Below are 26,997 nucleotides of genomic sequence, written 5' to 3' on the forward strand. Positions count from 1 at the left end.
ATAGCAGCTGAGCGACTCAAAGTACCTTAAGGTTCTATCTCTTCAATGTGCCAGTCGGGTAATTTATCTTTTAGATCGCCACTAATTTTATCGGCATCGCCTCTGAGTAAGATGTAGGGAGGCGAGTTGAAAATAGACTGAGACATCTGTATTAGCTCCTCGCCGGTCAATTCTTTTATCTGGATCTGAATATCAGCTAGGTCTTCGCTGCTGCGTTTGAGTGTCAGTTGTTTAATATACTGTATCTTATTCGAGTACTGGGACTGCATGGTTAGCGTGTACTTACTTTTCTCAAAGATCTTCAACGCCAATAGCTCGGCGCTGGCAACTTCTTGTTCGGTAGCGAGTTGCAGGTGAGCTAAGATACCAGCTACAAATGCACCCGTGTGATGCAGTTGGTGCTGGCATAATATTTGAGTGTACGCGACAGAGGGTTATCGAAACAGCGGCCATAGATGCCATAGGTCAACCCGCGTTTTTCTCTTAAGTCGTAGTAGAGGCGACCGGAAAAACTGCGACCCAACCAATTGGCGAGTAACTGGCAGCTCAAGGGATGGCTAGACGAAAAGTCACTATTCAGCGTGTCAGTATCAGAAGCTGAAAGTGGCAGTCTATATCCCACTCTCACCTGCGTCTGCACGGCTCCAGGCGCATCTATCAGGTAGATTATCTTGTCTGTGTTGATAAAAGACTCTGCAGCTGTATCTGTCTCTTGCAGTGCTTTGACTAAAGCCGCAGCTTCTTCTGTTCCTGCACGCTCCTCTTTAGCTGTAACAGCAGAAGATCGGGTTAACCGTTTAGCAAGCCGCTCAGCCTCTTCTATTAAGACTTCCTTCGTGAGAATATTGGCTTGGGCAAGATTTGAGACTCGATGATTCGCGGGCAGCGACATAAACAGATGCCATTTAGCGCCTACTCGCATCTCTTGCTGTAGCTCAGCTAGCTTGCTAAGGCTTAGCTCATCTTGCAGTGCTAGGTTGTTGAGTGCCTGATTATAAGGATGCTTATCTCCCAATATGATATCGGCCCATACTTTATCAATTTCCGCACCGCTATAGGCATTGATATGCTTATTAAGCTTTAGCTTTCGTCGGACATTATCTATATCAATTTGCTCAAATGCCCAATCCTGCCAACTGTCGGCGAGTATGCTCAGTGATTGCGCTATCTCTTGAGCTGGGCAGGCCATCTTTATGCTAATGCTATGCATTCTCGCACTAATTCGTAGGCTCTCGATACATGAGATTGGATGCTGAGACGCTAACCAGATACCGCGCTCATTGAGCGCGGTATTGAGAATATCTATGTTATTAAAGGGCTGGTGTGAATTTATCAGTACCAGCTCGACATAATTAAGCTCTGATGGGCTAGGCGGGAAGAGGTGCAGGGTAAAATCAGCCGTCAGTGGATGAACTTCTGGAGCCCATGATTCGGTACTTAGGTTTAATTCTGGCTTGATTCTATGTGGCTGCGGGCTCCTTCGAGCCGGTTAAATGTCGGCGTGACTGGTGCTTGCTCGTCGGTGAACACTAACTTGGTCTGTTGGCAGCCGAGAAGCGGCAGTAACAGCAAGATGCTTAGCCGGTATCTTGGCGAGTTAATGTTAGGTTTATTAAAGCAGATCATAAGACGCTATCCTCTAAGCTGTCGGTTAGCCCTGCGGGAAGCCATTCCAGTAAGGTTTTCTCCATCTGAGATACCAAGGTGGCAGCAGGTCTAGCCTGACATAGCCGTGATTAAAGTAGCGACCGGTTACCCTCTGCATATCGACCGTTGTCACCGCATTTATGCGTTCCCAGGGGCCAGTTAGAGGAGCAAGGCGATCTTGAGGTAATGTGGCCGATAGGGCTCTTGCTAATGCTGAAGGGCTATCGACTTGCCTGAGTTTAAGGTTGAGCCATTGGGCCTTCAATTGGTCCAAATCACTCTGGCTTATTCCTTGGCTACTTAGTTGATTTATCATCTGCTCAATATTCTCCGCCAGTTGGTCGAGAGAAGTCTTGGCCCTTGGCACCATGACCAGGTTGGTGACTCCCATATGCTCCATGGACAAGGGTATCGAGTAGGTGAGTAGTTGCTGCGGATCCCTCAAGCCACTCTGCTTGATGATGCTATTTCGATTTTGAAACAGGTAGCCTTCGAGTAAAGTGACGGCGGCGGCATCGCGATGAGCTTGTCCTACCGTATGCCAGGCAAGCAGTAATGCGGGCCAGGGGCCCCGGCTATCGACTATTTCAGCGCGAACAGATTCGTTGGTAAAAATGACGCTCTTGATGAGCGTTAACGGGTGTGGAAGGTTTAGCCCAGTCACCGAAGAGTGATTGAATCCACTCTGTGGTCTGCGGCGGAAGGCTACCGACTATGCTGAGCTGAGCTGCATTGCGTCGGGGCGATAATGGTTTTGATGGAACTGGTTTAGGCTCGCTGGCGTCGACTGCGCTATATCTTGTTTAGAGCCGATGACCGCGTGTTGATAGGGCGTGCCTTGGGCTTGCTTTAAGAGAAACTCCATCGCTTGGCGTACATAGGGCTGATTATCTATGCTGCTGGCCATCTCCTCTAACACGGTCGCCTGCTGATTTATGACTGTCTCTTGAGTTAAGGCTGGGCGAATGAAGCGGTCGGCTTCTATCCATAGGGCGAGCTCGAGTGCTGCAGATGGAATTGTCAGATAGTAATTGGTGAAATCGAAGAAGGTGGAGGCATTGAATTGTCCGCTGAGTGAGCTCATCGTCTGGGCGTAGCTGTCGCCGGGGGCATTTTTACTGCCCTTAAACAGCATGTGTTCAAAAAGGTGCGCATAACCGGTTTGTCCCGGCGCTTCATCCCTAGAGCCGACACTGAACTGGCTGGCAATAGACACACTCAAGGTGTTATCCATGGGGAGTAATCTGATCTGCAGTCCATTGTCTAACGTCTGGTAGTCGATCTTCTGCTCTAGCTGGTAAAGAGGCGTAGCCAGCAGCTTAAGATTCACCTCTTCTGCCAAGGTGTTCGGGCTTATAAAAGCGTAGGCTAGCAGGCCATACTTTAGACTGAATTCCGTTTTCATGTTATCGCTTAATCTGGCTGTTATAGGCTATTTTATAACAGCTTTTTATCTGCTAGAGCTAGCCTTCTATGCTCAACTCCAGTTTATTTCAGCCTCAATCGCTTAGCTAAACGGTGCAGATTGCCCGAGTCTAGCTTTAACTTGCGGGCTGTGGCGGCCCATTGTCCGTTATTTTCGGCTAATGCCTGTCTGATATATTGAGATTGAAATTCGTCGGTTGCATCTTTTAGGCTGTTATCGCCGATATTAAACTTGTTGCTCTCTTTGCTGGCCTGACGGGAAATATCGGGTTCATCGGCTTGGGTTATTGACTCCAGATGATGAGGCGATATCTGGCATAGCCCACCGCGAGATTGCGCTCTAGCGAGTACGGCCGCTCGATGCAGGACATGCTCTAGCTCTCTGACATTACCTGGCCATGAATATTGCTTGAGCTGGCTCAGGCTTGCCGGGCTTAAACTGAGATTATTAATGCCTAGCTTCTGCCTGCACCTCTCTACAAAATATCCGCTCAACAAGGTGATATCATCGCCTCGCTCTTTCAGTGGTGGCACCATCAAGGGGAAGACGCTGAGTCTGTGGTAGAGGTCGGCTCTGAATCGTCCGGCTAACACTTCTTGCTTTAGATCTTTATTGGTGGCAGCAATAATTCGCACATCTACTTTTCGGCTGCGATCATCGCCTATCTTCTGTAGATCGCCATACTGTAATATTCTGAGGAGCTTGGACTGTAAGGTGAGCGGTAACTCGCCTATCTCATCGAGAAACAAGGTGCCTTTATCGGCGAGTTCAAACTTGCCACTTCGATTGCTTATGGCACCGGTAAACGCGCCTTTTACATGGCCAAACAGCTCACTCTCAGCGATAGATTCGGGTAAAGCCGCACAGTTGAGGTACACCAGTGACATGTCTTTACGCTCTGAGCCCTGATGTACTGCCTTGGCAACCAGTTCCTTACCTGTGCCAGTCTCACCTAAGATAAGCACGTTGAGATCTGTGGCAGCGACCATTTCTATCTCATCGTGGAGTGATTGCATTATCTCGGATTGAGCTATGACCTCTACATCTGTATTGGTGTCTATGCCGAGCCGCATCGCCAGTAACGAGTCTTGTGATTGCACCGCGAGCTTCTCTAATCTATCGATCATCAGGGCATTACTGAGTGAGACTGCGGCGATGGCACTTAAACTTCTAAGCTCGCTATTGGAAAACTGATCAAATTGCCGCGGATCGAAGCCATCTATGGTGATGGCGCCGATAAGGTTTTCATTAGCAAACAGGGGCAGACCGATACAGGCGTGGACCTTAAGTTTATCACCTTGATTGGGGATCAAGCCGTCATAAGGGTCGGCGAGTGTGCTATCGGAGGGAAACCTGACAATATCCCCGGCACGAGCAATGGCTTCTAATCTTGGGTGCTCATCCACAAGAAAGCGTCTTCCCAGTACATCGGCATTGAGTCCATCAATGGCTAATGGGGTAAATTGCCCGTCCTGAAAGGCGAGTAGCGCCGCCGCATCACAATGTAGATTCTGCCTTATGGTATCGAGTAGCCTGGAAAATCGATCGCGGTTGGACAAGCCAGAGGTAATATCCAGTGCTATCTGTGTGAGTTCAGTTTGACTCAGTGCCATATCTGCTCCTAGGGATCACTTATGGTGATATTCAGTTGTTCTCAGAGCGTGAAAGCTACCGAGGACAGAGGCTAATATACCGAAGGATCATCCTTGTTAGGCCGAGTCTTGAAGCGGCGATGTAGCCACATATACTGACTGGGACAGCGGTTGATGATCCCTTCGATGATTTTATTGCCTCGTTTAGCATCTACAACCTCGTCTTCTCCGGGGAAGTTATCCAGTGCTGGCATGATCTCTATGCTGTAGCCTTTATCGTCGGCGTTACGGACCACACTGAAGGGCAATACCTTAGCCTTGCCCAGGCGAGCCAAGGTGGTAGCACCTGTGATCGTTGCCGCTTCTTGCATGGCGAAGAAGGGAATGAAGGTGGCACTGGAGCGACCAAAGTCTTGATCCGCCGTGTACCAGATAACATCAGGGTTTCTCAGGCAACGTATCATCTTACGCAGATCCCGTTTAGACACTAGAGCCTTATTGGATCGCAGGCGGCCCTTGACCTGCAAATATTCCATCACTGGATTGTTATGGGGGCGGTAGACACCCACGCTGGGTCGAAACATGCCCAAAATTCGTGCACCCATCTCCAGCGGCAGACAATGCACGGCGAACAGGATCACTCCATGGCCATCAGCGAGTGTCTTTTCGACATGTTGCTGGCCTTTTATGCTCATGTGGCGTTGAACCTTAGCATCGGACCACCACCAGGCGTTGATGGTATCGAAGATGGCCTTACCGGTTTCTTCAAAATTACGCGTCAGCAAGTCTTGTCGTTCACTCGTGCTCATCTCGGGGAAGCAAAGCTCCAAATTACGCTTGGCAGTGTGGACACGACTGCCCATGATGGCTTTAGCTAAGTGCCCGATAAGACTTCCTAGTTTCATCTGTATCGATAGCGGCAGTAGTTGTGTCAGGCGCATCAAACCTATACCGAACCAGAGTAGCCAGTATTTTGGGTGATAAAGATGTGTCGAAAATTGGGCTTTTTCTACCACGGATAACTCTAACATGAGAAAAGTGAGTGCTTATTCTAACGTAAATACCCCAGTAGAAGTTGAAAATACCGAATATTATCACTGCCACTCATCAATAAAATTAGCTACTATTGATGATAAATTATACAGATTAAGATATGAGTGTTATGCAGGTTTCTATGGGCGAATGGGTAAGATTTAAACTTATGCTTGCTGGAGGCTATTTGAGCATTGAAATCATCGACTACAATAAGGCTGAGTTGTGATTTGGCTCGCACTGGCTTTGAGTGCTAGCTTTTATTGGAGTGATTTTTCACCTCATCTCGAGCAAGCTAATCAGGATACTCTGGATGAATTTTCCAGCTTAATACATAGAAGTTTCAGCACTCAGGCATCGCTACATCTTCCCATTTATATGTATTGGCGTAAGCCAGCCCTCCGTCGCTATTTTGAGTCTACCTTAGTGAGTTTACTTGGAAGAGATGGCGCCAATCTATGGCTACAAGAGCAAAGTCTGTAAATCCCGCTTTTTAAGCTGAATGCCTTAATTCGAACAAGTGGTTCGAGATACCCGGATGAGTTCTCCAGCTTCTCCTACTTATCTTGCTTAAATAGGCAGAAGTTTCAGTGTATGGCCATAAGAGCTGAGTATGTTAATGACTCTATAAATCTCGCTTTTTAAGCTGAACCTTAGCTGAACAAGTAGCCGATATCTCGCTGATCAACTTAGTTACTCAGGTATTCGCCTATCTGGTTTGATAGCATCTTAGGATGAGTAGGGTACGCAACTAAGTACTGAAACAAGATTGGGGGATCCGTCATGGCCAAACGTTCTAAAGCGCAAACAGAACAAACTAGAAAGCAGATTTTGGATGAGGCGTTACAGCAGGTTCTATCGATCGGCTATGAGTCAATGTCTTATACTACCTTGTCTGAGGCGACCGGGATCAGTCGCACTGGTATCAGCCATCATTTTCCTCGTAAAGCTGAGTTTCTGATTCGATTAGATGCCAATATCGCAAGCCTGTTTATTAATGACTTGGATTTTTCTACATCAACGGCATTAGAGACATCTTGGATGAAAGCCATTGAAAGCCATCGTTTCTGTGCCATTTTACGTCTGTTTTTTAGTCTGTGTGGTTATTCGAGTAAAGATATCACCATGTTTAAGGCGATCGATATGGCTAGAGATACGGCAATATCAAACTTGGGCTCAAAGGGGGAGGGTGTATTCAATGATCTGTTGGGAAGAAGTGCCGTGGTATTGCTGTCTCGAAGTTATGGTATTGAGGCTGCGGCGTAGGCGAACGTTTCGTTAGACACAAAAAAGGAGCTAGATGCTCCTTTTTTTATTAAGCCTCAACGTTTCTAATTATCTATTCTCACGTAACACCAGACTGGCATTATCTAACCAGATGCTGATATTTTATGCAAGCTAGTTTTACATTAGAAATGCCACTGCAGGTATAAGGTCTGATAGTTACTGCCGCCACCGATGCGGCCAAAGGCTGAGCTCTTCTCATAGATGCCGGATCTGTGGTGTATGCTGTAGCCCATCCACATCTTATCCATGGTGCGGCTATTAAATAGATCGCCCATATTCACATCTAAGGAAAAATCCAGATAGTTGAGTAGCTTGGATGGCTTATAACCTTTCTCTTCCAGTTCTGAGCCCTCTATATAGGTGACGCTTGATACATAGGACAGGCCTTCCGCGACACCCAGGCGCCATCTTGGGCCGAATTCGAAGGTGTAGAAGGCCTTGATGGCAACGACGCCTTCGGCCAGATCACTCTGTACTTGAGAGTCGTGGTGCCAAACCAGGCCTGGGGTGAAGTAGAGCTCAATAGGAAAGTTAAACAAGGTTTCGGTGAGACGCGTACCGTAGAATACCGAGGTGAATTGATTATTATAGGGATCTGTCTGGGTCTGCCAGGAGAAAATGGCGTTCAGGTTCGAAGGCGTGGCCCAACCATGTGCAAGGCGTATAAACTCACCATCACTATTATCAGAAGTTGAGACTCTCGATTCGGACTTAGTCGTCTTATCCTTAGTGCTTGTATTACTGAAGTCCGGAAAGAAGCCGAAACCGAGAAAGGATTGATATTGAGGATCCATGGTCGGCAGGTTTGCCGTGTCGTCATCGATGCGACCCACAGCAAATTGTCCTAATAGGTATAGGTTGCTATAGAGGTGATATCGGCTCTTAATACCCGCATTAAATTCAATCCCACCACCGACTTCATATTGATCTAAGCCGTAATAGTGTTGGTTAAAATCGGCACTCTTCCAATGAAACTCGGCATAGGGGTTAAGATACCAATCGCCATACTCCCAATGATATTGGGTTCGGGTGTAGCCGTAGCGGCGTTTATTCGAATCAGACATGAAGGCGACATCAAACTCCCAGGCGTCTTGGAGGAATCGATACTGCAGGCCTAAATCGAAGGCCTGAGATTGCGATTCGTTCTGTAGCTCCTGGGGTATGTCGACGAAACGAAATCGAGTATAGAGGTTAACCTGATGCTCATCATTCTTCTAAAAGTGCATACCCGCTTCCATGCCGTTGATGAAGAAATAATCGTTACTGTATTTTATCAGTGGCAGCACATCGTACACTTCGTCATCTTCTACAGCAAAAGGAATGTCGCCCCTTCTTACCCCGATCCCCAGTCCCCAGGTTTCAGTCTGGAATTGTGTGGCATAGATCTTAGGCTGCGGCTCATCTGGCTGCACCGTTTCTGGAACACTGTGCTCAGATGATAGTGCCAGCCCGCTATATAACGCGAGAGTTAGGGCGAGAGGCTGAACAAAAAACTGTGATGACGATAGGAGCTGAGAATGATTATTCATAGGCTTGTTTTTAGAGACCTTTATTGGGCCAGTATAAAATGAAAATAGAAAGTTAAAATATTTATTATCTGTTACTTAGCTGTATCTATGCTGAATGCAAGCACAGATTTTAGCCTCAAGCTCAGAAAAGTGCTCAGGCTTGGAAGATAATTCAGTCTTGACCTCGCCGGATGACTCACGTTAATACCCTTATAAATACTGCTGTTTATCGATTCCCTAGCCTCATTGTGCAAAAAAAACCGCTCTATATTCCAAAAAGGTATTAAAAATCAGATTTTATTCTTTTTTGCTTTTCTTTATAGGGGCTAAGCTAACTGACATCACACTGATATAGGGCCGTACCCATGTTGTTAAAAGAGCTTTCATCACTCGCTTCGCCACTGTCGTCAGGGCAAGTGGATAAGTTAAAGCAGCTCACCGCTGAGCTGAGTGCCGTGCAACTTGCATGGGTAAGTGGATATTTATCTGCTACTGCGGAGCAAGGAGCCAATCTTCTTGGTAACGAAACTGCTGCTCAAAGCGCTCCGGCACAGACCATCACCATACTATACGGTAGTCAAACCGGTAATGGTCGTGGGGTAGCAAGCGAATTAGCCGCGAAAGCGCAAGCCCAGGGGTACGCCGTTAACCTTGCTTCTATGGGGGATTACAAGGTCCGTCAACTGAAGCAAGAAACCATATTACTGGCTGTGGTGAGTACCCACGGTGAAGGCGAAGCGCCCGATGATGCCATCGAATTGCATAAATTCCTGGCATCTAAGCGAGCGCCTAAATTAGCAAACCTAAACTATTCTGTGTTGGCTCTGGGGGATTCGAGTTATGAATTCTTCTGCCAGACAGGTAAAGACTTCGATGATCGCCTATCTGCATTAGGCGCTAAATCACTCCAAGCTCTGGTTGAATGTGATGTCGACTATGAATCTGCCGCGCAGTTGTGGCAAGAGAGTGTGTTAGAAGCCGTTAAGCCACTAATCGAAACCTCAGGTGCGAGTGTCGTGCCACTGTCTGGTTCGGGCATCCCTGGCGTTGCAGTGAGTGAGTTCACTAAGCAAAAACCCTATACAGCCGAGCTTCTCGTGAGTCAGAAGTTAACGGGTCGGGAATCGGATCGTGATGTACGACATGTTGAAATCGATTTAGGTGAGTCAGGACTGAGCTATCAAGCCGGTGATGCGCTGGGTGTCTGGTTTACTAATGCAGCAAGCTTAGTCGAAGAGTTATTGACTAAATTATCCCTCGACGGCGATGAAGCCGTAACCGTGGGAAAGGATGCGCTATCCCTCAAGCAAGCGTTAATTGAGAAGAAAGAGCTGACTCAGATTTATCCCGGTCTGGTTAAAGATTGGGCCGCACTTAGCGGTAATGCCGAGCTGTTGAGTATCAGTGATGACAAAGAACTGACTCGTCAGTTTGTGCGAAATAATCAGCTAGCGGACCTGGTGACAACTTACCGCGCAGAGGTGACCTCTACTCAGCTGTTAGCCATGCTACGACCTATTACACCTCGCTTGTATTCCATTGCATCGAGTCAGTCTGAGGTCGAGTCAGAGGTACACTTGACCGTTGCCTTAGTCGAGGATGAACGCGAAGGCGGCGCAAGATTTGGTGGCGCTTCACAGTTCTTGGCTCAAGCACAAGAGGGCCAGGAAGTTAAGGTTTATGTCGAACCTAACAAGCATTTCAGGTTACCGGAAAATCCAGAGACGCCAGTGATCATGGTGGGGCCAGGGACAGGTATTGCACCGTTTAGAGCCTTTATGCAAGAGCGTGCGGCTCAAGGGATTGAAGGCAATAGCTGGCTTATCTTCGGCAACCCACATTTCGAGCAGGATTTTCTTTATCAAACTGAGTGGCAGCAATATCTGCAAGATGGCTCGTTATCTCGTATAGATTTAGCCTTCTCTAGAGATCAAGCCCATAAGATCTATGTGCAGCACCGAATTGCCGAGCAGGGTGAAGAACTGTGGAAATGGCTCGAGTCCGGCGCGCATTTCTACATCTGTGGTGATGCCGAGCGTATGGCGAAAGATGTGCATCAGGCCCTGCTCGATATCGCGGTAAAGTTTGGCGGCAAAACCGAGGAGGAGGCCGAGGCCTACTTTGAGCAATTACGCAGCGATAAGCGTTATCAGAAAGACGTTTATTGATATTTAGAAGCCTTGCCGGGAGCAATACCCGGTAATGAAATCTTCTGTTTAAACCTAATATAAGATGCGATGCCTATTTAGAGCGTCGCACAAGAGATGAATGAGGCGGTAGCCATGTCAGAGAAAAAAAGTGTAGAGCAAGCAGAGCCATTATCAGTCAATGAGCATCTTAAAACCGACAGTAATTTTCTGAGAGGCACCATTCAGGAAGGCTTAGATACCGCTGTCACGGGATCATTTAGTGAAGGCGATCAGCAGCTGATTAAGTTCCATGGTTTTTATCAGCAAGATGACCGCGATCTAAGAAACGAACGTAAAGAGCAGAAGCTGGAGCCGCTTTATAGCTTTATGTTGCGCGCCCGTGTTGCTGGTGGTGTGTGTAGTCCGGATCAGTGGCTGGGTGTCGATGAAATAGCATCAACCTTGACTAGCTCTAACAGCATACGTTTGACTACGCGTCAGACATTTCAATATCACGGCATCTCTAAGCGTAACTTGAGAACCCTGATCCAGAGTCTGGACAGTAAGGCGCTGGACTCGATTGCCGCCTGTGGTGACGTGAACCGTAATGTCATGTGTAACCCAAACCCCGTAGAGTCTCGCTTACACGAGCAAGCCTACTACTGGGCCAAGAAATTGTCGGATAACTACTTGCCACGCACTAAGGCTTATGCCGAGATCTGGCTTGGTGATGACAAGGTTGCCACCAGTGAAGGTGATGATGTCGAGCCTGTATATGGTAAGACGTATTTGCCGCGTAAGTTCAAGATGGCCGTTGCCGTACCCCCTGATAATGATGTAGATGTATACACCAATGATCTGGGTTTTATCGCGGTAGCGGAAGAGGGCGAGCTTATCGGCTTTAACTTAGTGGCTGGTGGCGGCATGGGTTCAACCCATGGTGAAGTGCAGACTTTTCCACGTCTAGCCGATGATTTTGGCTATATTAAGGCCGAAGATACATTGAAGTTTGCCGAGGCGATATTAAAAGTTCAGCGTGACTGGGGTAATCGCTCTAACCGTAAACTGTCGAGACTCAAGTACACCATAGTCAAATATGGTTATGAGGTATTTAAGGCCGAAGTAGAGAAGCGCGCCGGGGTTAAATTTGAGCCCAAACGTGATGTGGTCATCGGCGATCGCGGTGATCGTTATGGTTGGATAAAAGGCGTCGATAACCAGTGGCATTTGACACTATTCATCGAAGGCGGCCGCATCAAGGATTTACCGGGTCAGCCGTTGCAAACCGGATTAAGGGAGATTGCCAAGATACATAAGGGCGATTTCCGTATGACCTCGAATCAAAATCTGATCATAGCCCGCGTTGCCGCAGAGGATAAGGCCGAGATCGAAGCCTTAGCCCGTAGCCATGGTCTGATGGGGAAAGTGATCACACCAACCCGAGGTCGCTCAATTGCCTGTGTTGCATTGCCAACTTGTGCCCTTGCCATGGCCGAAGCCGAGCGTTATTTCCCGGACTTCCTGACGAAAGTAGAGTCATTGCAGGAGAAACATGGCTTCCTGGACCAAGGAATAGTCATCCGCATGACGGGTTGCCCTAACGGTTGTGCCAGACCCTTCGCGGCAGAGATTGGCCTGGTAGGTAAGGCGCCGGGTCGCTATAACCTATATCTGGGCGCGAGCTTCGAAGGTACACGTTTAAATAAACTCTATCGCGAGAATATTCAAGAAGCAGAGATCTTATCTGAGCTTGATAGCTTGTTCGCCAGATATGTGGCTGAGCGAGAAAAGGGCGAAACCTTTGGTAATTTCACGGTACGCATAGGCGTCGTGGCAGCGGTAATTGATGCCGCTAAGGATTTTCATGGACAGACTAGTCATGCCTGAATCAAATAATCAGGTTGAATCAGTGGTTTCTGCACCAGAGCTGTTAGCCCTGTTAAGCGCGCCGGCAGTCGAGCAGAAGAGTGAGCTTGAGCGTATCAATCACTTCCTCACAGAGCTGAACCCTAAGCAAAGAGTGGCTTGGGGATTGAAGTATCTTCCGGGTACTCATGCGTTATCGTCGAGCTTTGGTATTCAAGCCGCGGTGATGTTGAATCTGGTGAGCACTGAGAAGCCAGATATTCCGGTGATCTTGATCGATACCGGTTACCTGTTTGCCGAAACCTATCAGTTTATCGACGAGCTGACCGAGCGTTTATCGCTAAATCTTAAGATATTTGTCTCCCTCATGACTCCTGCCTGGCAGGAGGCGCGTTTTGGCCAGTTGTGGGAAAAAGGTCTCGATGGTTTAGACCAATATAACCGTATGAATAAGGTCGAGCCAATGCAACGGGCCTTAGCTGAGCTCGAGGTTGGCACCTGGTTTGCGGGGCTGCGTCGCAGTCAATCCAGTACTCGAGAGGCTCTGCCAATCTTGGCTATTCATGGCTCACGTTATAAGATCTTACCTATCTTAGATTGGAGCAATAAGAATGTGCATGAATACTTAACTGAGCATGACTTGCCTTATCACCCGCTTTGGGAACAAGGCTACGTCTCTGTTGGCGATACACATTCCAGCAAGCCATTAGAGCTGGGTATGACCGAAGAGGAGACGCGTTTCAATGGTCTCAAGCGTGAATGTGGACTGCATTTCGAGATATAGATTTTAAATTTTGGTACTTGGGTTATCAGTGCTAATCAGCTTTGTGGTCTTGAGTTTTTTGTTTAGCTTAGCCACATCGTTGTACTTTTGTTGTGTTTTTAAGGGGGTAGTTCAATCTTACGCACAAATTTATACACAGTTAAAAAAACTAGTTTATAGTCAGGATCCCCCGTAGAGGGTTTTGGTTGGCTTGCTAGCGCCTGCTTAATCAAAAGCCGTTACCCCTGAATAGCCCGATGCGGCTATTCAGGATCAGCCCAGAATTCTAAAGCTTCCCGCCGCCATTCCTGAATTTATTTCCGTCAAATATCACTTCTGTTTTTTAGACCCATTTATTTGGTAATCTATTGTAGATAAAAGACGACGCTGCGCTTATGGCGCGGGCTCGCTAATGTCGGTTGTAGGAACAGAGCATGACCCCATAAGCCTCGGGGCTGGGAATGAACCTATAAGCCTCGGGGCTAAAGCACCCTCCTACAAGGGAGAGAATAAACCCATAAGCCTCGGGGCTAAAGCACCCTCCTACAAGGGAGGGAATAAATCCATAAGCCTCGGGGCTAAAGCCCCTTCCTACAAGGGAGGGGATAAATCCATAAACCTCGTTGTAGGACCGGCTTTAGCCGGGAGAGGATGGAGCTAAGAACCTAGAACCTAGAATCTAAGAGCCTCGGGGCTAAAGCCCCACCTATAGACAAGCCATAGGACATCTTCTTCGTTTTAGAACCTTTTTCTCTACATATATAGTATATTAGTGGGCTAGAAAATTAAGTGTCAGGGCGTTTCAACATCCCCCAAATACAAATTTCGATCTATAAAATGGAGTTTAATGAATGAAAAAAATACTAATCGCTGCGGCTGTGGTTGCCGTCGGTGCCGGTGGATATTGGTTTAGCCAGCAGTCCGGAGGGGAAGCGAGTCAGTCTAATGAAGTATTGGCTTCGGTACCTGCAGATACGCCTATCTTTTCGGGTCAGTTAACGCCTTTCCCCATCAAGTCTTATATCAACTCATTGTCTCAAAGTTACAAGACCTATCCAGAGGATATGTTTGCCGAGTTAGAGCAGTCTGATGATGCTAAGGCCAAGTTTTTTGTCAGCTTGAGTCGGACCTATATGGATAGCATGGAGAGCGGTCAACAATTTGTGACCACTTTTGGTTTAGCCGATGAGGTCAGAAGTTATTTTTACACCTTAGGCTTGTTACCTGTACTCAAACTTGACGTCGAAAAGCCTGAGGCTATTTGGGCTCTGCTGGATAAGGCGGAAAAAGACAGTGGCTTCAGTCACCAGATGAAGACCTTGAAAGGGCTCTCTTATCGCTCTTATACGTTAACAGATGCAGGCGATGCCGAACCTATTGAGTTAGTGTTTTCACAGCAAGATGGCTTGCTGACGATCACCTTAAATGCATCTATACTTGCCGAAGAGACTCTCGAAACGGCTCTTGGCATTAACCCTGTGACACCTTCCCTAGCGGATTCAAAGATATTACAAGATATCATTAAAACCCACGGCTTTAGCGATGCAGCTGTCGGTTTCATCAATCACCAAGAGTTAGTTAAGGCCATTACCACCAAAGATGGTAATCAGCTGGCCCGCCAGGTGACGGCTATTCTTGCTCAAGAGGGTGAAGACCCATTGTTGGAGCTTCGCACCCCCGAGTGCCATAGTGAGTTTACAGCTATTGCCGCTAATTGGCCGCGAACCGTATTTGGTTTGAACAGTATTTCAATAGGAGACCAAGAGACTAGTCTGGATTTCTCTACTGTGATTGAGAGTAAAAACCAGACATTTCTGAATGCACTTAAGAGCATGCGTGGCTTCATTCCAGATTACGTGAAGAACAGTCGTGATAGCGTATTTTCCATGGGTCTGGGCATTGAATTAAATCAATTGGTTCCCTCACTAACTGCCGTATGGGATGAGATGCTACAACCTCAATACCAGTGTCAGATTTTACAAGAGTTTCAGCAAGAGATGTCGGGTCAAAACCCTGCGATGTTAGGCATGTTTACCGGCATGGCGAATGGGGTTCGTGGCGTGAGCGCTGCACTGTTTGATTATAAGTTTACCGAGCTAGCCGCGGGCGCGCAGGGTGAGCCCAGTTTAGAGAGTGTCGATGCTATTATAAGTCTGTCAGCAGATAACCCGAGTATCTTGTTTAATATGGTGAAGCCTTTCGCACCTGGACTGGCGAATATTCAATTACCACAAGATGGTAGCCCTGTTGACCTTTCTCAATTGTTACCACTTCCGCCGGAATATGGCATCTCTCCTAAGCTGGCGCTGAAAGGCAAACATTTAGTCCTGTATACTGGGGACAAGGCTGAGGCTGTGGCTAATAAGCTGGCTGATGAAAAATTAGATAACAACGGCTTATATAGTGTCTATCTGGATTATAGCAAGGTGTTTGCGCCGATCTTAAGCTTGGCTGAGATGACTGGCGAGCCATTGCCGGAAGAGTTTCTATGATGAAAGATTACAATATGCAGGTGCAGATGGGTCTGGACATCAATGACCAGGGCATCGTATTTGACTCATACATGAATAGTAAAGCAGCACCCGGTGGTGAGTAAATATTAGTATAAAAAAGAGCCAGCCCAGCTGGCTCTTTTTTGTGTCATACCAATCGATATACTGACGGTATTAAAGATAACTGTAATAAAAAATTAGCAGGTGGAGGTAATAAGTGGTCATTGCTGGACTGTTTTTAAAAGCAAATGAAGTGAGAATGGTAAGTCTGAGTGGTACGCGTGAATCCCATGAGCTTGTGGCACCTAAGATAAACAAGTTAGCGCTCAATAAGAACCCCAGCCGGGAAGAGGTCAGCCAGTTTGCTGCAGAGGTTAAGGCCTATTGCGGCGAGCATCAAGTTGAGAAAATCGTGATGAACAGGCGTGCCAGTAAGGGCCAAGGCGCCGGCGGTGCAGGGACCTTCCTGATGGAAGGGGTTATATTGGCAACCACGTCGATAAGTGTCGACTTGGTTCATCCTGCCACAGTGAGAGCGACTGATAAACGCACTGCTACCCTAAAAGATTTAAAACCTAAAACGGTCGATTTAGGTAAGGCTTATGATCTGGCGTTTGAACTGTTAAACTAGCCGAAATAATATAAGTTTTTGAAAAGTTACTGTAATTGTAGAAATTACGTTCGTGGGTTTGGTTTTTGGAATGATCTTGTTCCCATGAAAATTTGTTTTAATATTCCATCGAAGTCTTAAGTAAGGTATAACGGCGTTATGAAAATACCGAAACGCATTCAGCCTCTCGTCGATGAAGGCTTAGTTGATGAAGTCCTTCGCCCCTTGATGAGTGGTAAAGAGGCCGATGTTTATGTTGTCCGCTGTGGCGACGATGTTCGTTGTGCCAAGATTTATAAAGAAGCCGAGAAGCGTAGCTTCAAACAGGCTGTACTATACCGGGAAGGCAGAAAGAGCCGTAACAGTCGTCGAGCTCGTGCCATGGAGAAGGGATCGAAATTTGGCCGTAATGAGCAGGAAAATTCCTGGCAAAATGCCGAAGTTGATGCCCTGTTTCGCCTAGCCTACGCTGGCGTTAGAGTCCCGCAGCCTTACGGCTGTTTCGATGGTGTGCTATTGATGGAGCTGATCACCGACGATCAAGGATATGTGGCGCCAAGGCTCAACGACATCACCTTGACCCGTGAGCAGGCACTAGAGCAGCACAAGTCAGTGATGAAAGATGTGCAGCGTATGTTGTGTGTCGGCTTAATCCATGGCGACTTGTCTGAATTTAATGTGTTGCTGGACAGTAATGGCCCGGTGATCATAGATCTTCCCCAGGCGGTCGATGCGGCAGCAAACAATAATGCTAAGAGCATGCTTGAACGTGATGTAAACAATATGACCCGGTTTTATGGTCAGTTTGCTCCCGAGCTTCTTAGTAGCAAGTACGCTAAAGAGATGTGGGCCCTGTTCGAGTCGGGTAAGTTAAATCCTGAGTCTGAGCTGACTGGTAAGTTTAAAGAGAGTACTAAAGCTGCGGATGTAGAGTCGGTGCTCGCTGAAATTGAAGCGGCCTTCGATGAAGAGCAAGAACGCAAAGAGCGTATCCGCGAAGCTGAAGAAGGTTAAAGAAAAGGTTCTAGTTCCTAGGAACTAGAACCTAATATCTAGGAACTAAATACTTTTTTCTATCCCCAACTGTTTCAAATTCGCGGCTATATCTTCTGCTGCTGTTGGAGCATTAATATCTTCATCTATCTTAATGATTTTGCCATCTTTGCCTACATAGAAGGTGACGCGACTGGCGACACGGACGAAATTTAGCACATCGTAGGCCTTTGCCGTTTCCTTGGTGGGATCGCTCAACATGGGGAAATCGGCTTTCTGTTTCTTGGCGAAATCTTGATTGTCTTCTAAGTCATCGACACTGGCCATCATATAGACCGCATTATATTCCCTGATTAAGTGCCCCTTCTGAACCAAGGAGCGACATTCCAGTGTACAGCCATGAGTGTTAGCCATGGGGTACCAGGCGAGGACCAGAGTCTGCTTACCTAAGTAATCACTTAGTTGATAGAAATTGCCATCTGTAGATTGCAGTCTGAAATTTGGTGCAGTATCTCCAACCTTGAGATCGGTCGCCATGGCGGAGAAGCTGAGTATGGATAATAGGATAAGCTTGAATGACATTTTAAACATCTTTAGTACCTAGTCTGTATATTGCTTGTTATATCAATCGGTATTACCGATATAGGGTCCTTTCAAATTAACACATTAGCAGGTGCATGTAATACCATTCCGAGTAAGTATCTGAACATTCAGCGGGAGTTCAAAGCACTGTAGGCAAGGCGAATGTTTGAAGCTAATAGTTATTCTATATCGAGAACATTCAACGTAGCATAAAGGGCTTTGCCCTTTTCTTTAAACATCAGCCGCACTGCGTGAGGCTCTCAGCGTTTCCACTTCGGTGTTACATTGACTTAAAAGGGAATAACCATTTCCTCATCAATGCGCCTTGAATTGAAAAAACTGAGAGCCTCTGAACTGACCAGATACTTATATGGAATGGTATAAGCTTATGAGAGATGAAGGCCAGGTATTTAGCTGAGTTATTTTAAGAGATGATTGAGCATGATGCGGTGATTGTTAACCTCTCATCTTCCTTTATTACTGTGCATTCTTGCTGTTTTCTAGACCTATGAGTAAGTTTGCATAGTTTATCCAGTCAATGATGAGTGCCTTCACCATCATTTGAGTACCAGGGTCTACCTGAGGGTGTTGTCCTGTTTTTTGCAGGGATTCAACTACCCCTCTAACGTCCAATGGGACCAGATCTATCTTGAAGTTGTCTTTGGGACTTGGGTTATTGTCAGCTTGAGGATTGATGGGGCTGCACATTTGATTTTGTACTGTGAGTGCCAGTTGCGGATTCATGCTGCGCAATAGGGTGACTGTCATACGTAAAGCCCCCCGGCTAAACGTATCGGCGGTGAACACTAACTCTTGCTGACTCGGCATATCCCTCTCCTATAGACCCTCACTTGCTGCGGCTGTCGACTTTTTATAATCCGAGCTAACCGAACACCTAATTGTTACCTATTATAGTGATTAAGATCTTAGCTCTTAGGGCTTTAATGTTTGAACGGCTAGATCAGCGCTGGTATGAATGTCTAGTTGTAACGCCACTCGTGACTCTAGAGTGCTAGTCCCATCCGAGCCTTGCACGATATTTAATACCCGCTTAGCTTCAGTATCGGGACTCTTGTGAGTGTAGACGCTTTCTCGATCTTGCTGCTCACTTTTTATCAGTGATAACAATCCTTGCCAGTTTATAACCTCAGTGATGGGTAGCGGAATATCGGGTTGAGTTCCTAGGCTAGATAGCAATTTCCCTTGCATGTTGTAGGTGAGGCTCGCCGTAAGCTCAATCTTTATGCCGCTGTTTGGTAAAGTGAACCCATACCGTCTACCTAAGTCTCCAGAAGTCTTCTCGCCGATAAGTGTCACTCGTGACAATGACTTGGCAAAGTAGGCTATCCACTCACATTCCCGTCGGCACTCTGGGCCTATGATTAAGCCGAGACGACTGGATATTGGCGTGGCTGACTCATCTGTGTTTAAAATTTTAGCCTGTGGCGATCTTCTTCCATACCAGAGACCGAACCTATCAGTCTTATTCAAATCAATCGTTTGGCTTGCGCGACTGAACTCCAGTTGTTCGAAGAAATTAAACTCATCAAAAGGAATAAAGCCCAGGGGCCGGAGAAAGTCGGACTTGAAATCGAGGGAGCGGCGATATTGCCCTAGGGCAATGAGATGCTGTGGCGCCTGTGTCTGATGATAGCCAGATGTGGGGTTAGGATAATGACGGGCGATGAAATGTAACAGCTTATCACTGTCGCCAACGGCACTCCTCAGATCTATGATAGTTAACGCTTGCCGTGAAGCTTTCTCCAGGCTTGTCACTAGCTCTGGGTCGCTATCATAGCGAGATAACGAATCGATTGAGACATACAAAGGCTGACTCGCCGAGTCTGCATCGCTCAAGCTGTTCACCATACCGGCGATGAGCTCTCTGGGAGGATGGATCTGGTGTTTGGCAACTGGCAAGATTAACTGAATGTTGGAATCCTGATTATCGCTGAGGGACAGGGTTACCTGATCTTTGAGAGGCAATCCCATGTCGTGCCTGAGAATATCCAGCTGTGAAAGCCAGTGCACGCGCGCACTGATGCTCCCATTCAGAGGTTTCGAGATAAATTTCTGACTGGCTTGTTCCCAGCGAGATAGAGGAAGGCCGTCGATATGAGTAATGAAAGGATGATCGGCATCTATCGGGGTGGCGTTTTCATCCAGTGCAAGCCAGGAGTCTGCAAGTGGCTTGAGGATCACAGGTAAAACCGGCAGAGGCTCATTGGGGGATGTGACTATCACTCCCGGATCTTCGAGAGTGGCGAGTAGCTTTACGATCTCAGCATAAAAATATTGGCTTTCGAGTGAGTTGGTGGCTCGGTAGGTAAGAGGCTCGACATCGGCTTGTATCTTAGCGAGGCGATGCTCATCTAATGCGGAAAATGCTGAATGTAACTCAACTTCGTTTATCAAGGCTTCCAGGTCTTGGTGCATTTCACTCTGAGTGAGTCGGGCTTTATAGTCGACGGGATATAGGGTTAATCGTGCTAACTGCAGGGTACTTATCAGCAGGCAGAGTCCAAATACATTGACTATTTGTGGAAATCCGAATTTCAATATCTCTCCTTGATATACGTCTGATCACTCGTTGGAGGTAAGATCCATTGGCTTGTTAGCAGGCCGAACTGAAGCGATTAAAATGGTGTGAATACAGTCAGCTGAATTATAGTTTATCTATAAAAAATCGTTGGGGGACGCGCCGAACCCTATATCTAGAGTGTGAGCATTATAGTCGATAAGACTCTCCCCGTAACCGTTAAAATTATCGAGTGTAAATTCTAAGCGCCTGCACTTAATAACTAAAACGTATAACAGTAAAGAAATAACTATTTATTAAGTTATAAGTAGGCGGTTATATTTACACTATTAAAATCGAGTGTGGGGCATAGAGATGGAAATAGTCACTTTACCTGGCCAGAGAGCCGGTGGCAAAGTTTGGTTGGTGGGTGCGGGGCCAGGAGATGTTGAGCTGTTAACGCTCAAGGCATACCGAATCCTCCAGAGCGCCGATGTTGTCCTCTATGATGCCCTGGTCAGTGAAGACATCATGGCTCTGGTCCCCAAGGATGCCGAGAAAATTGCAGTCGGTAAACGCGCGGGTAAGCACCGTTCCGCTCAAGATGAGATCAATCAACTCCTAGTCACTAAAGCCTTTACTAAGCAGAATGTCGTGCGACTCAAAGGGGGGGACCCGTTTATTTTTGGCCGCGGAGGCGAAGAACTGCAGAGCTTAGTCGAATCGGGTTTAGAGTTTGAAGTGGTTCCGGGGATCACGGCTGCCAGCGGCACATCGGCCTATGCGGGCATTCCATTGACCCATAGAGATTATGCCCAAGGGGTAACATTTATCACGGGTCATTGCCAGCTAGAGAGCCGCCCAATGGATTGGAATAGCTATGCAAACCCCAATAATACCTTGGTCATCTATATGGGAATATTGAATGCTGGCTTGATAAAGTCGGGGCTGTTAGAGGCCGGACGAAATATCGATACCCCAGTGGCCATTGTTTCCAAGGCCACGACACAAGATCAGCGGTGTTTCATAGGAACATTGGGAGAATTAGAACGCTTAGCATCAAATCCTGCGCTTAAAATGCCAGCCTTGATGATCATAGGTGAAGTAGTCGAACTCGCAGACACCTTGAACTGGTTTAAACCTGATTCTATGCAACATGATTCAGTTCAAAACCAATTGCTACACAGAGAATGGGCCCAAGGATTGAGTCAAACATTAAAGGCCGAGCTAGCACACTAAAATCAATCGGTATAAGCCTAGCTTCAGCCGCTAGACGCTTATACCATTCCGAGTAAGTATCTGAACTGACCGGATACTTATATGGAATGGTATTATTCTATCTTGAAGTCTTTGGCGAACAGAGTCCTCATGGCCTTGGTATATTCACCGTCAGGTTTAGGGTGAATAAGCTGGGTGAGTTCATCACCAATCGGCGTTAAACGATAATAGTTAACTAACAGATGGCCGCTTTTAGGGGTCAGTTTCATCTTAGTATCGAACAAGGTAAAATGGATAGGTGTCTTGCTGTTTAATAAGCCTGTTTCAAATTCACTTCGGTGGAGTATGCCCGCATCGATCAAGGTGAGAATGTTGGAATAAGGCAGGCCAAAATTTGATAAGCCAATATTAATGGGTGATGATTTTCTGAATATCTGGCCAATGCCCCCCGTATATCGATAGCCAATGATGAGCTTTAAACGAGTCTCGTTATTGACCTTCACAGCCATGCCTAAGGCTTTCTCTAATATCTGTGCTTCTTTGTGAGTTAACTGTTGCAGTGTTGTCAGGGTCCTTAGACTAAAGTTACCTGGATTGGTGATTTCATTGGCGAGAATTCTGCCCCATAACTCCTGCATTTTTCGGTTATGTATCTGCTCTGCGATTTGAAAAAACTGATGTGACCAGTCGGGATCGAGATCGGACCCGGTTACGTCTGATGGCGTGATGCTCAAGGCTATCTTATAGATGGTTTCCAGATTGATTTGATACTGGCTCATCAACTTTCGCTGCCTGTGTTCTGCGCGCTCTGCGACCGAGGCCGTGTTCGCCCGATAGCCCTCTTCACTGCTTAACCCAAGCTGACGGCCTAACAGGAGTGCTTTCTTGCGTGCAGAGACATCAGATTGCGCTGACTTCACTTCGCTGATTTTCGCTATTTCGGCCATATCAATTCCAGTTTAATATACATACGTCTTGTACTTATTATTTGAATCTAGCGCTTATTGCCTTGGGTTACTGAGCTGAACATTTTTTCTGGACCAGCTCCAATTGACTTCGTTACCCTGAGACGGAGCGTTAGGAATATTTCGGGCCAGCACTAGGGAGCATACCGCGAAGCCTGCCCCTATATAAAATACAGCTTGTGGTGAATATAGCCAGAGTAGACCCAGTAAAACCGGGATCACCACGGCGGCAATATGATTAATAGTGAAGCTTACCGACATGGTGGAGGCAATATCTTTACCATCGGCAATCTTCTGAAAATAGGTCTTGATGGCGATCGCCATGGCGAATAACAAATGATCGATAACATAGAGGGCCGCCGCGATTTCGGCTTGCTGCACCCAAGCATAGCTGACAAAGATGATGATCAGGCCTAGGTATTCGATGGTGAGTGCTCGGCGTTCGCCGATCCGGCCGATAAAACGACCTATTGCTGGCGCAAACAGTAGATTAATGACGTAATTAATCAGAAACAGACTGGTGATTTCACTGACGCTATAACCGAATTTTTCCACCATCATAAAGCCGGCGAACACCATAAAAATCTGCCGCCTGGCCCCGGCGAAGAAGGTGAGCAAGTAGTAGAGCCAGTATCTCTTCCTGAGAATGATCTTCTTATGTTGCACTTCACCTACTTCAAATTTAGGAAAGTATAAGGTGATGATCAGTACCATCAACAAGCCCAAGCAGCCTATCAGGGCATACATATACACATAATCGAGTTCTAGCCAGCTCATCACCAACCAGATACTGGCATAACCCGAGAGCGCAGCGGCAGAGCGCCAAGCCAATGCTTTGCCGAGAAATTCTGCTGTGTCTTTTTTGTCTATCCACTGTAGCGTCAACGACTGATTTATGGTTTCGAAGTAATGAAAGCCCACAGACATGAGTACTGTGGTGATATAGAGGCCGAGTACCTGAGGGAAAAATCCGCTAACCGCGACGCCTATGGATAAAACGGCCAGAGAGACTAAGGCGAAGGTTTGTTCTCGGATGAGTAATAGCACGAATATGGCAGTGAAGGCGAGGAAGCCTGGAACCTCACGCAAGCTCTGAAGTATGCCTATTTCTACACCAGTAAATTGCGCCTTCTCTATGACGAAGTTATTGAGCAGTACCTGCCAAACGGCGAATACCAGCGACATGATAAAGGTCATCCAAAGCAGGAGACTCTGCGGGTTTTTATGTTTCATTAGGCCTTCCATATGACAATAAGCGCGGGTACTGGACGTCAGCTTTAGCTCGTATCTGATAGCGAGTTATAGAAACACAACATCGGTAGCTAGGGCCATTCGGTTGATTTACTATTCAGGGGAGAGCAATTTAACAAGGAGTCTACATGAGTTTTTTCTCCATTGGTTAGCGATTATTTGTTCATTTTACTTATCATCATCTATCTAGTTTCCGCTAAAACTGGCTGCAATTAGCCTCTCTATCGAGTAGAAACGCCTCAAATTATTATCTGCACTAGTACAAATTACTCATATTAGCCATTACAAATGTAAGTTTCTTGTAAATGCTGTCGCAAAGCGAAGTGTAAATTCTAATGCAAATGATTTTTATTTGTAGTACTTTGTTCGCGAATTTAGGTGATGCTGTTAATTTGTGCGGAGAGATAAATGAAAACCAAGTTAAGTTTGTTGGCTTTATGTATAGCTGGCTTTAGCTGTACTAGTGCCATGGCGGCAACAGACCCGGCTCAATTAGAGCTGGCAATTGCTAAACAGGAAGCGGAACTCAATAAGCTTAAACACGATCTCGCCGAGTTAGCAGCCCAACAAAAGATGCAAATAAAGCAGCAAGAAGAACAGGCTGAAGTGGTTGCAACTGCCAGAAAAGCGTTAACTGAAAGTAAATGGAGCAAGTTTTCTTTCAAGTCATACGGCAGCATGACTTACACCAGCGATGAGTATTACCAGAACGTACAGGATACCAGTCCAGAACGTCGTGGCCGTTTCGATCTCGAACGCATAGTCACCGAGTTCGGCTACCAGTTCAACGATGAATGGGATATAGAAGTCGAGATCGAGTACGAACATGGTGGCACGGGTACGGCCCTTGAATATGATGGTTTCGATGAGTTCGGTGAGTTTGAAACTGAAGTCGAAGCCGGTGGTGAGGTGATGATCGAGAAGGCTGAGCTGAGATATCGTCCCAGTGATGAATTCGGCGTCAAGTTCGGTAATATCCACCTGCCAATCGGTTTATCAAGCATTTTACACAAGCCTGATCAATATCTGACGGTATTGCGTCACCGCAGTGAGGCGGCCATGTTACCCGCCGTCTGGAATGAGATGGGTGTCGGCATATTTGGTGAAATGGCTAATTTTCACTATCAAGCTCAGGTTGTCAGTGGCCTAAACTCCGAATATTTCCGTACCTATGACTGGATAGCATCCGGCCACCAGAAGCGCTTTGAGGAGATTAATGCCGACAATCTTGCCTATGCACTGCGTCTGGATTACGGCAACTTCAAGCAAGGCAGCGCCGTTGGCGTCGCTTATTACTATGGCAATACCTCAGGTAATCGCCATAAGAGCAACAAGGTTATCGGTGATGGCACGGTCAGCATCTTGGCCATATCCGGCGCCTTCGTACAGGGACCTTGGATCTTACGTGGTCAGTATCTGCATGGCACCTTGAGCGATGCCGATGCAATCACTCAGGCAAACAAGACCACTCCGGGTCTAAAACCTGGGGTTTTTGCTCAAGTTGGCTCAGAGTCTGAAGCCTTCTTCGTCGAGGCTGGTGTGGATCTGAGCTATTTTACTCCGATGCCCATTACCATTTTTGCCAATATCGATTACTCGAATCCGCTAGCCGATGTCGATACCGGCACCGCGTCTAAGCGTTATGAGAATACCTGGACCAGTATCGGCATTAACTATTTCCCCATTCCTGAAATTGTTATCAAGGCCGAAGCCGGACGTCAGCAAGTCGCCGTGTCTTCAATTCCCGATACTAATTTTTTCGCCCTGGGCGTGGGTTACCAGTTTTCTCTATAACACCTAATTATGAAGTAAAAATGGAGCTTTACATGAAACAACTTAAGTATTCAGCAGTCGCAATAGCACTCATCTCTACGCTCGCCGCATGTGGCGGTTCGGGTAGCGATGATACAACAACGCCGCCTACCGATAACCAGTTTGAATTTGCCGCGACTGAGATGATCACTAACTTGACCGACGATGTGATTGTCAGTGGTTACTCGGCGCTGGCAATTAAAGGTGATGAACTCTTACAAGCGACTCAAACTTTGGTGAATAACAAGACTCAGGAAAACCTGCTTGCTGTACAGGACGCCTGGAAGGCGGCGCGTCAGCCGTGGGAGCAAGGTGAGTCACACATATTTGGTCCTGTCGACTCTCTGAGTATTGACCCACATTTGGACAGCTGGCCACTGAACACCGTCGATCTGATCTCTGTATTGGCCAATAATACCGGTGGTTTCGATGCCGATACCATCAAGGGTTGGAACGATGATATCCAAGGTTTTCACACCATGGAATACTTGCTGTTCGGTGACGGTGTTGCCGACAACGAGAAAATTGTTGCCGATCTAACTACGACCGAAACTGAATATCTGATGGGACTGGCGGAAGTGTTTCTTAGCTATACCAAGACCCTGGATGATGCATGGCAGATAAGTCATGACGGTCAAACGGGTAGCTATGCCTATGGTGAATTTGTTAAGAACCCGGGAACCGAGTGGAACAATATTTATGCTTCTCAAGTCGGTGTGATTGAAGAGCTGGTAAACGGCATGATCGCAATCGTGGATGAAGTCGGCAATGGTAAGATTGCCGATCCATTCGGTACATCGATCGCAACAGCCGATACTTCTCTGGTTGAGTCGCAGTACTCATGGAATTCACTGACAGATTTCAGCGATAACATCATAGGTGTGCGCAATGTCTATCAAGGTGAGCTAACGGGTGCCAGTGACAAGCAAGGCATTGTCGATTTCGTTATGGCTGCCGATGTGACGCTTGCGGCTCGAGTAGGCAGTGAAATTGATGATGCCATCATCAAGATCCAGGCTATCAAGGGGTCTAATAACATGCCATTTCGTCAGGCAATCGCAGATGCAGACGGTCGGGTAAAAATCCAGACTGCCATCGATGCTCTGTCTAAGCTGCAGGCCAGTCTCACGGATGAAGTTTTGCCTCTGCTTAAAAATTGGAAAGTGTAACTCCCTATCTAATATCGATGTGATTGGATAGAAAAAGGAGGCACAGGAATGGCCTCCTTTTTTACTATACCAATTGGTATTAGACCTGTTTTAGCAGTATCCAGCTCAGGATAGAGCGATACTGCTTAAGTAAAATG

23 protein-coding genes and 2 pseudogenes are annotated in these 26,997 nt (G+C 46.8%); 11 read left to right on the forward strand and 14 right to left on the reverse strand.

Going from position 1 to position 26,997, the window contains the following annotated elements:
• Positions 1 to 26 precede the first annotated feature (26 nt).
• The 7 genes from KT99_RS20025 to KT99_RS03280 form a co-directional block, all read right to left on the reverse strand.
• On the reverse strand, positions 27 to 269 hold the full coding sequence (locus KT99_RS20025) for a hypothetical protein (RefSeq protein WP_005496998.1): 243 nt from the start codon (positions 267 to 269) through the stop codon (positions 27 to 29).
• A gap of 101 nt (positions 270 to 370) precedes the next feature.
• The gene (locus KT99_RS20030; RefSeq protein ID WP_050774305.1) at positions 371 to 1,210 is read right to left on the reverse strand and encodes an insulinase family protein; all 840 of its coding nucleotides are present in this window, start codon (positions 1,208 to 1,210) and stop codon (positions 371 to 373) included.
• Positions 1,211 to 1,443: 233 nt separating this feature from the next.
• The gene (locus KT99_RS20035; RefSeq protein WP_050774306.1) at positions 1,444 to 1,626 is read right to left on the reverse strand and encodes a hypothetical protein; all 183 of its coding nucleotides are present in this window, start codon (positions 1,624 to 1,626) and stop codon (positions 1,444 to 1,446) included.
• A gap of 25 nt (positions 1,627 to 1,651) precedes the next feature.
• Positions 1,652 to 2,311: an insulinase family protein gene (locus tag KT99_RS22580; protein ID WP_005497000.1), complete on the reverse strand. Its 660-nt coding sequence runs from the start codon at positions 2,309 to 2,311 to the stop codon at positions 1,652 to 1,654.
• A 48-nt stretch (positions 2,312 to 2,359) separates the two neighbouring features.
• Positions 2,360 to 3,052 carry a M16 family metallopeptidase gene (locus tag KT99_RS22585; RefSeq protein WP_005497002.1) on the reverse strand — a complete coding sequence of 231 codons (693 nt, stop codon included), beginning with the start codon at positions 3,050 to 3,052 and terminating at the stop codon, positions 2,360 to 2,362.
• An 83-nt stretch (positions 3,053 to 3,135) separates the two neighbouring features.
• Entirely contained in the window at positions 3,136 to 4,686 is a 1,551-nt protein-coding gene (gene norR / locus KT99_RS03275) for a nitric oxide reductase transcriptional regulator NorR (protein ID WP_005497003.1), read from the reverse strand.
• A gap of 71 nt (positions 4,687 to 4,757) precedes the next feature.
• Entirely contained in the window at positions 4,758 to 5,681 is a 924-nt protein-coding gene (locus KT99_RS03280) for an LpxL/LpxP family Kdo(2)-lipid IV(A) lauroyl/palmitoleoyl acyltransferase (RefSeq protein ID WP_083804803.1), read from the reverse strand.
• Positions 5,682 to 5,922: 241 nt separating this feature from the next.
• On the opposite strand from KT99_RS03280, the gene KT99_RS03285 reads away from it, so the two are divergent.
• Together KT99_RS03285 and KT99_RS03290 are read left to right on the forward strand one after the other, a co-directional pair.
• Positions 5,923 to 6,180 carry a hypothetical protein gene (locus KT99_RS03285; protein ID WP_005497006.1) on the forward strand — a complete coding sequence of 86 codons (258 nt, stop codon included), beginning with the start codon at positions 5,923 to 5,925 and terminating at the stop codon, positions 6,178 to 6,180.
• 300 nt (positions 6,181 to 6,480) lie between these two features.
• Positions 6,481 to 6,963: a TetR family transcriptional regulator gene (locus KT99_RS03290; RefSeq protein WP_005497007.1), complete on the forward strand. Its 483-nt coding sequence runs from the start codon at positions 6,481 to 6,483 to the stop codon at positions 6,961 to 6,963.
• Positions 6,964 to 7,106: 143 nt separating this feature from the next.
• On the opposite strand, the pseudogene KT99_RS03295 reads toward KT99_RS03290, so the two are convergent.
• Positions 7,107 to 8,513, reverse strand: a pseudogene (locus KT99_RS03295) (MipA/OmpV family protein).
• 344 nt (positions 8,514 to 8,857) lie between these two features.
• Here KT99_RS03295 and KT99_RS03300 point away from each other — a divergent pair.
• The 6 genes from KT99_RS03300 to KT99_RS03330 all read left to right on the forward strand — a co-directional run bounded on the left by KT99_RS03300 (position 8,858) and on the right by KT99_RS03330 (position 17,366).
• A complete protein-coding gene (locus KT99_RS03300) occupies positions 8,858 to 10,660 on the forward strand; it encodes an assimilatory sulfite reductase (NADPH) flavoprotein subunit (protein ID WP_005497011.1) in 1,803 nt (600 codons plus the stop codon).
• Positions 10,661 to 10,774: 114 nt separating this feature from the next.
• On the forward strand, positions 10,775 to 12,508 hold the full coding sequence (gene cysI / locus KT99_RS03305; RefSeq protein WP_040571568.1) for an assimilatory sulfite reductase (NADPH) hemoprotein subunit: 1,734 nt from the start codon (positions 10,775 to 10,777) through the stop codon (positions 12,506 to 12,508).
• Positions 12,486 to 13,271, forward strand: coding sequence for a phosphoadenylyl-sulfate reductase (locus KT99_RS03310; protein ID WP_040571552.1), 786 nt, complete (start codon positions 12,486 to 12,488; stop codon positions 13,269 to 13,271). The genes cysI and KT99_RS03310 overlap by 23 nt, the downstream gene beginning before the upstream one ends.
• Before the next feature lie 830 nt (positions 13,272 to 14,101).
• Complete coding sequence (locus KT99_RS03320; RefSeq protein WP_005497022.1) at positions 14,102 to 15,742, forward strand: hypothetical protein; 1,641 nt, start codon at positions 14,102 to 14,104, stop codon at positions 15,740 to 15,742.
• Positions 15,743 to 15,959: 217 nt separating this feature from the next.
• A complete protein-coding gene (locus KT99_RS03325; protein WP_005497026.1) occupies positions 15,960 to 16,373 on the forward strand; it encodes a DUF3010 family protein in 414 nt (137 codons plus the stop codon).
• Positions 16,374 to 16,511: 138 nt separating this feature from the next.
• Complete coding sequence (locus tag KT99_RS03330; protein ID WP_005497028.1) at positions 16,512 to 17,366, forward strand: PA4780 family RIO1-like protein kinase; 855 nt, start codon at positions 16,512 to 16,514, stop codon at positions 17,364 to 17,366.
• A 45-nt stretch (positions 17,367 to 17,411) separates the two neighbouring features.
• Here KT99_RS03330 and KT99_RS03335 read toward each other — a convergent pair whose 3' ends face one another.
• The 4 genes and pseudogenes from KT99_RS03335 to KT99_RS22590 form a co-directional block, all read right to left on the reverse strand.
• A complete protein-coding gene (locus tag KT99_RS03335; RefSeq protein WP_005497030.1) occupies positions 17,412 to 17,936 on the reverse strand; it encodes a peroxiredoxin family protein in 525 nt (174 codons plus the stop codon).
• A gap of 468 nt (positions 17,937 to 18,404) precedes the next feature.
• Positions 18,405 to 18,755, reverse strand: coding sequence for a hypothetical protein (locus KT99_RS03340; protein ID WP_005497032.1), 351 nt, complete (start codon positions 18,753 to 18,755; stop codon positions 18,405 to 18,407).
• Between the two features lie 105 nt (positions 18,756 to 18,860).
• Positions 18,861 to 20,486 carry a S41 family peptidase gene (locus tag KT99_RS03345; RefSeq protein ID WP_232504236.1) on the reverse strand — a complete coding sequence of 542 codons (1,626 nt, stop codon included), beginning with the start codon at positions 20,484 to 20,486 and terminating at the stop codon, positions 18,861 to 18,863.
• A 117-nt stretch (positions 20,487 to 20,603) separates the two neighbouring features.
• Positions 20,604 to 20,690 (reverse strand): annotated as a pseudogene (locus tag KT99_RS22590) (phospholipase A); the annotation flags it as partial.
• Between the two features lie 130 nt (positions 20,691 to 20,820).
• On the opposite strand from KT99_RS22590, the gene cobA reads away from it, so the two are divergent.
• Complete coding sequence (cobA, locus tag KT99_RS03350; protein WP_005497035.1) at positions 20,821 to 21,684, forward strand: uroporphyrinogen-III C-methyltransferase; 864 nt, start codon at positions 20,821 to 20,823, stop codon at positions 21,682 to 21,684.
• A gap of 92 nt (positions 21,685 to 21,776) precedes the next feature.
• On the opposite strand, the gene KT99_RS03355 is transcribed toward cobA, so the two are convergent.
• Both KT99_RS03355 and KT99_RS03360 read right to left on the reverse strand, forming a co-directional pair.
• A complete protein-coding gene (locus KT99_RS03355; protein ID WP_005497036.1) occupies positions 21,777 to 22,610 on the reverse strand; it encodes a TIGR03899 family protein in 834 nt (277 codons plus the stop codon).
• Positions 22,611 to 22,664: 54 nt separating this feature from the next.
• Positions 22,665 to 23,861, reverse strand: coding sequence for an MFS transporter (locus KT99_RS03360; RefSeq protein ID WP_420038528.1), 1,197 nt, complete (start codon positions 23,859 to 23,861; stop codon positions 22,665 to 22,667).
• A 426-nt stretch (positions 23,862 to 24,287) separates the two neighbouring features.
• Between KT99_RS03360 and KT99_RS03365 the strand changes: the two genes are divergently transcribed.
• Together KT99_RS03365 and KT99_RS03370 are read left to right on the forward strand one after the other, a co-directional pair.
• Positions 24,288 to 25,673, forward strand: a complete 1,386-nt coding sequence (locus tag KT99_RS03365; RefSeq protein ID WP_005497041.1) for a hypothetical protein — start codon at positions 24,288 to 24,290, stop codon at positions 25,671 to 25,673.
• Between the two features lie 32 nt (positions 25,674 to 25,705).
• On the forward strand, positions 25,706 to 26,860 hold the full coding sequence (locus KT99_RS03370; RefSeq protein ID WP_040571553.1) for an imelysin family protein: 1,155 nt from the start codon (positions 25,706 to 25,708) through the stop codon (positions 26,858 to 26,860).
• Positions 26,861 to 26,997: the final 137 nt, after the last annotated feature.

Origin of the sequence: Shewanella benthica KT99, assembly GCF_000172075.1 — a bacterium.
Lineage (GTDB): Bacteria > Pseudomonadota > Gammaproteobacteria > Enterobacterales > Shewanellaceae > Shewanella > Shewanella benthica_A.

Excerpts from the sequence above, each read along its gene's own strand:
- norR (WP_005497003.1), bottom strand. The coding sequence starts at position 4,686 with ATGGCACTGAGTCAAACTGAACTCACACAGATAGCACTGGATATTACC.
- KT99_RS03320 (WP_005497022.1), top strand. The coding sequence starts at position 14,102 with ATGAAAAAAATACTAATCGCTGCGGCTGTGGTTGCCGTCGGTGCCGGT.
- KT99_RS03365 (WP_005497041.1), top strand. The coding sequence starts at position 24,288 with ATGAAAACCAAGTTAAGTTTGTTGGCTTTATGTATAGCTGGCTTTAGC.
- KT99_RS22585 (WP_005497002.1), bottom strand. The coding sequence starts at position 3,052 with ATGAAAACGGAATTCAGTCTAAAGTATGGCCTGCTAGCCTACGCTTTT.
- KT99_RS20035 (WP_050774306.1), bottom strand. The coding sequence starts at position 1,626 with ATGATCTGCTTTAATAAACCTAACATTAACTCGCCAAGATACCGGCTA.
- KT99_RS20030 (WP_050774305.1), bottom strand. The coding sequence starts at position 1,210 with ATGCATAGCATTAGCATAAAGATGGCCTGCCCAGCTCAAGAGATAGCG.
- KT99_RS03310 (WP_040571552.1), top strand. The coding sequence starts at position 12,486 with ATGGACAGACTAGTCATGCCTGAATCAAATAATCAGGTTGAATCAGTG.
- KT99_RS20025 (WP_005496998.1), bottom strand. The coding sequence starts at position 269 with ATGCAGTCCCAGTACTCGAATAAGATACAGTATATTAAACAACTGACA.
- KT99_RS03335 (WP_005497030.1), bottom strand. The coding sequence starts at position 17,936 with ATGTTTAAAATGTCATTCAAGCTTATCCTATTATCCATACTCAGCTTC.
- KT99_RS03340 (WP_005497032.1), bottom strand. The coding sequence starts at position 18,755 with ATGCCGAGTCAGCAAGAGTTAGTGTTCACCGCCGATACGTTTAGCCGG.
- KT99_RS03290 (WP_005497007.1), top strand. The coding sequence starts at position 6,481 with ATGGCCAAACGTTCTAAAGCGCAAACAGAACAAACTAGAAAGCAGATT.
- cysI (WP_040571568.1), top strand. The coding sequence starts at position 10,775 with ATGTCAGAGAAAAAAAGTGTAGAGCAAGCAGAGCCATTATCAGTCAAT.
- KT99_RS03360 (WP_420038528.1), bottom strand. The coding sequence starts at position 23,861 with ATGAAACATAAAAACCCGCAGAGTCTCCTGCTTTGGATGACCTTTATC.
- KT99_RS03300 (WP_005497011.1), top strand. The coding sequence starts at position 8,858 with ATGTTGTTAAAAGAGCTTTCATCACTCGCTTCGCCACTGTCGTCAGGG.
- KT99_RS03355 (WP_005497036.1), bottom strand. The coding sequence starts at position 22,610 with ATGGCCGAAATAGCGAAAATCAGCGAAGTGAAGTCAGCGCAATCTGAT.
- cobA (WP_005497035.1), top strand. The coding sequence starts at position 20,821 with ATGGAAATAGTCACTTTACCTGGCCAGAGAGCCGGTGGCAAAGTTTGG.
- KT99_RS03330 (WP_005497028.1), top strand. The coding sequence starts at position 16,512 with ATGAAAATACCGAAACGCATTCAGCCTCTCGTCGATGAAGGCTTAGTT.
- KT99_RS03370 (WP_040571553.1), top strand. The coding sequence starts at position 25,706 with ATGAAACAACTTAAGTATTCAGCAGTCGCAATAGCACTCATCTCTACG.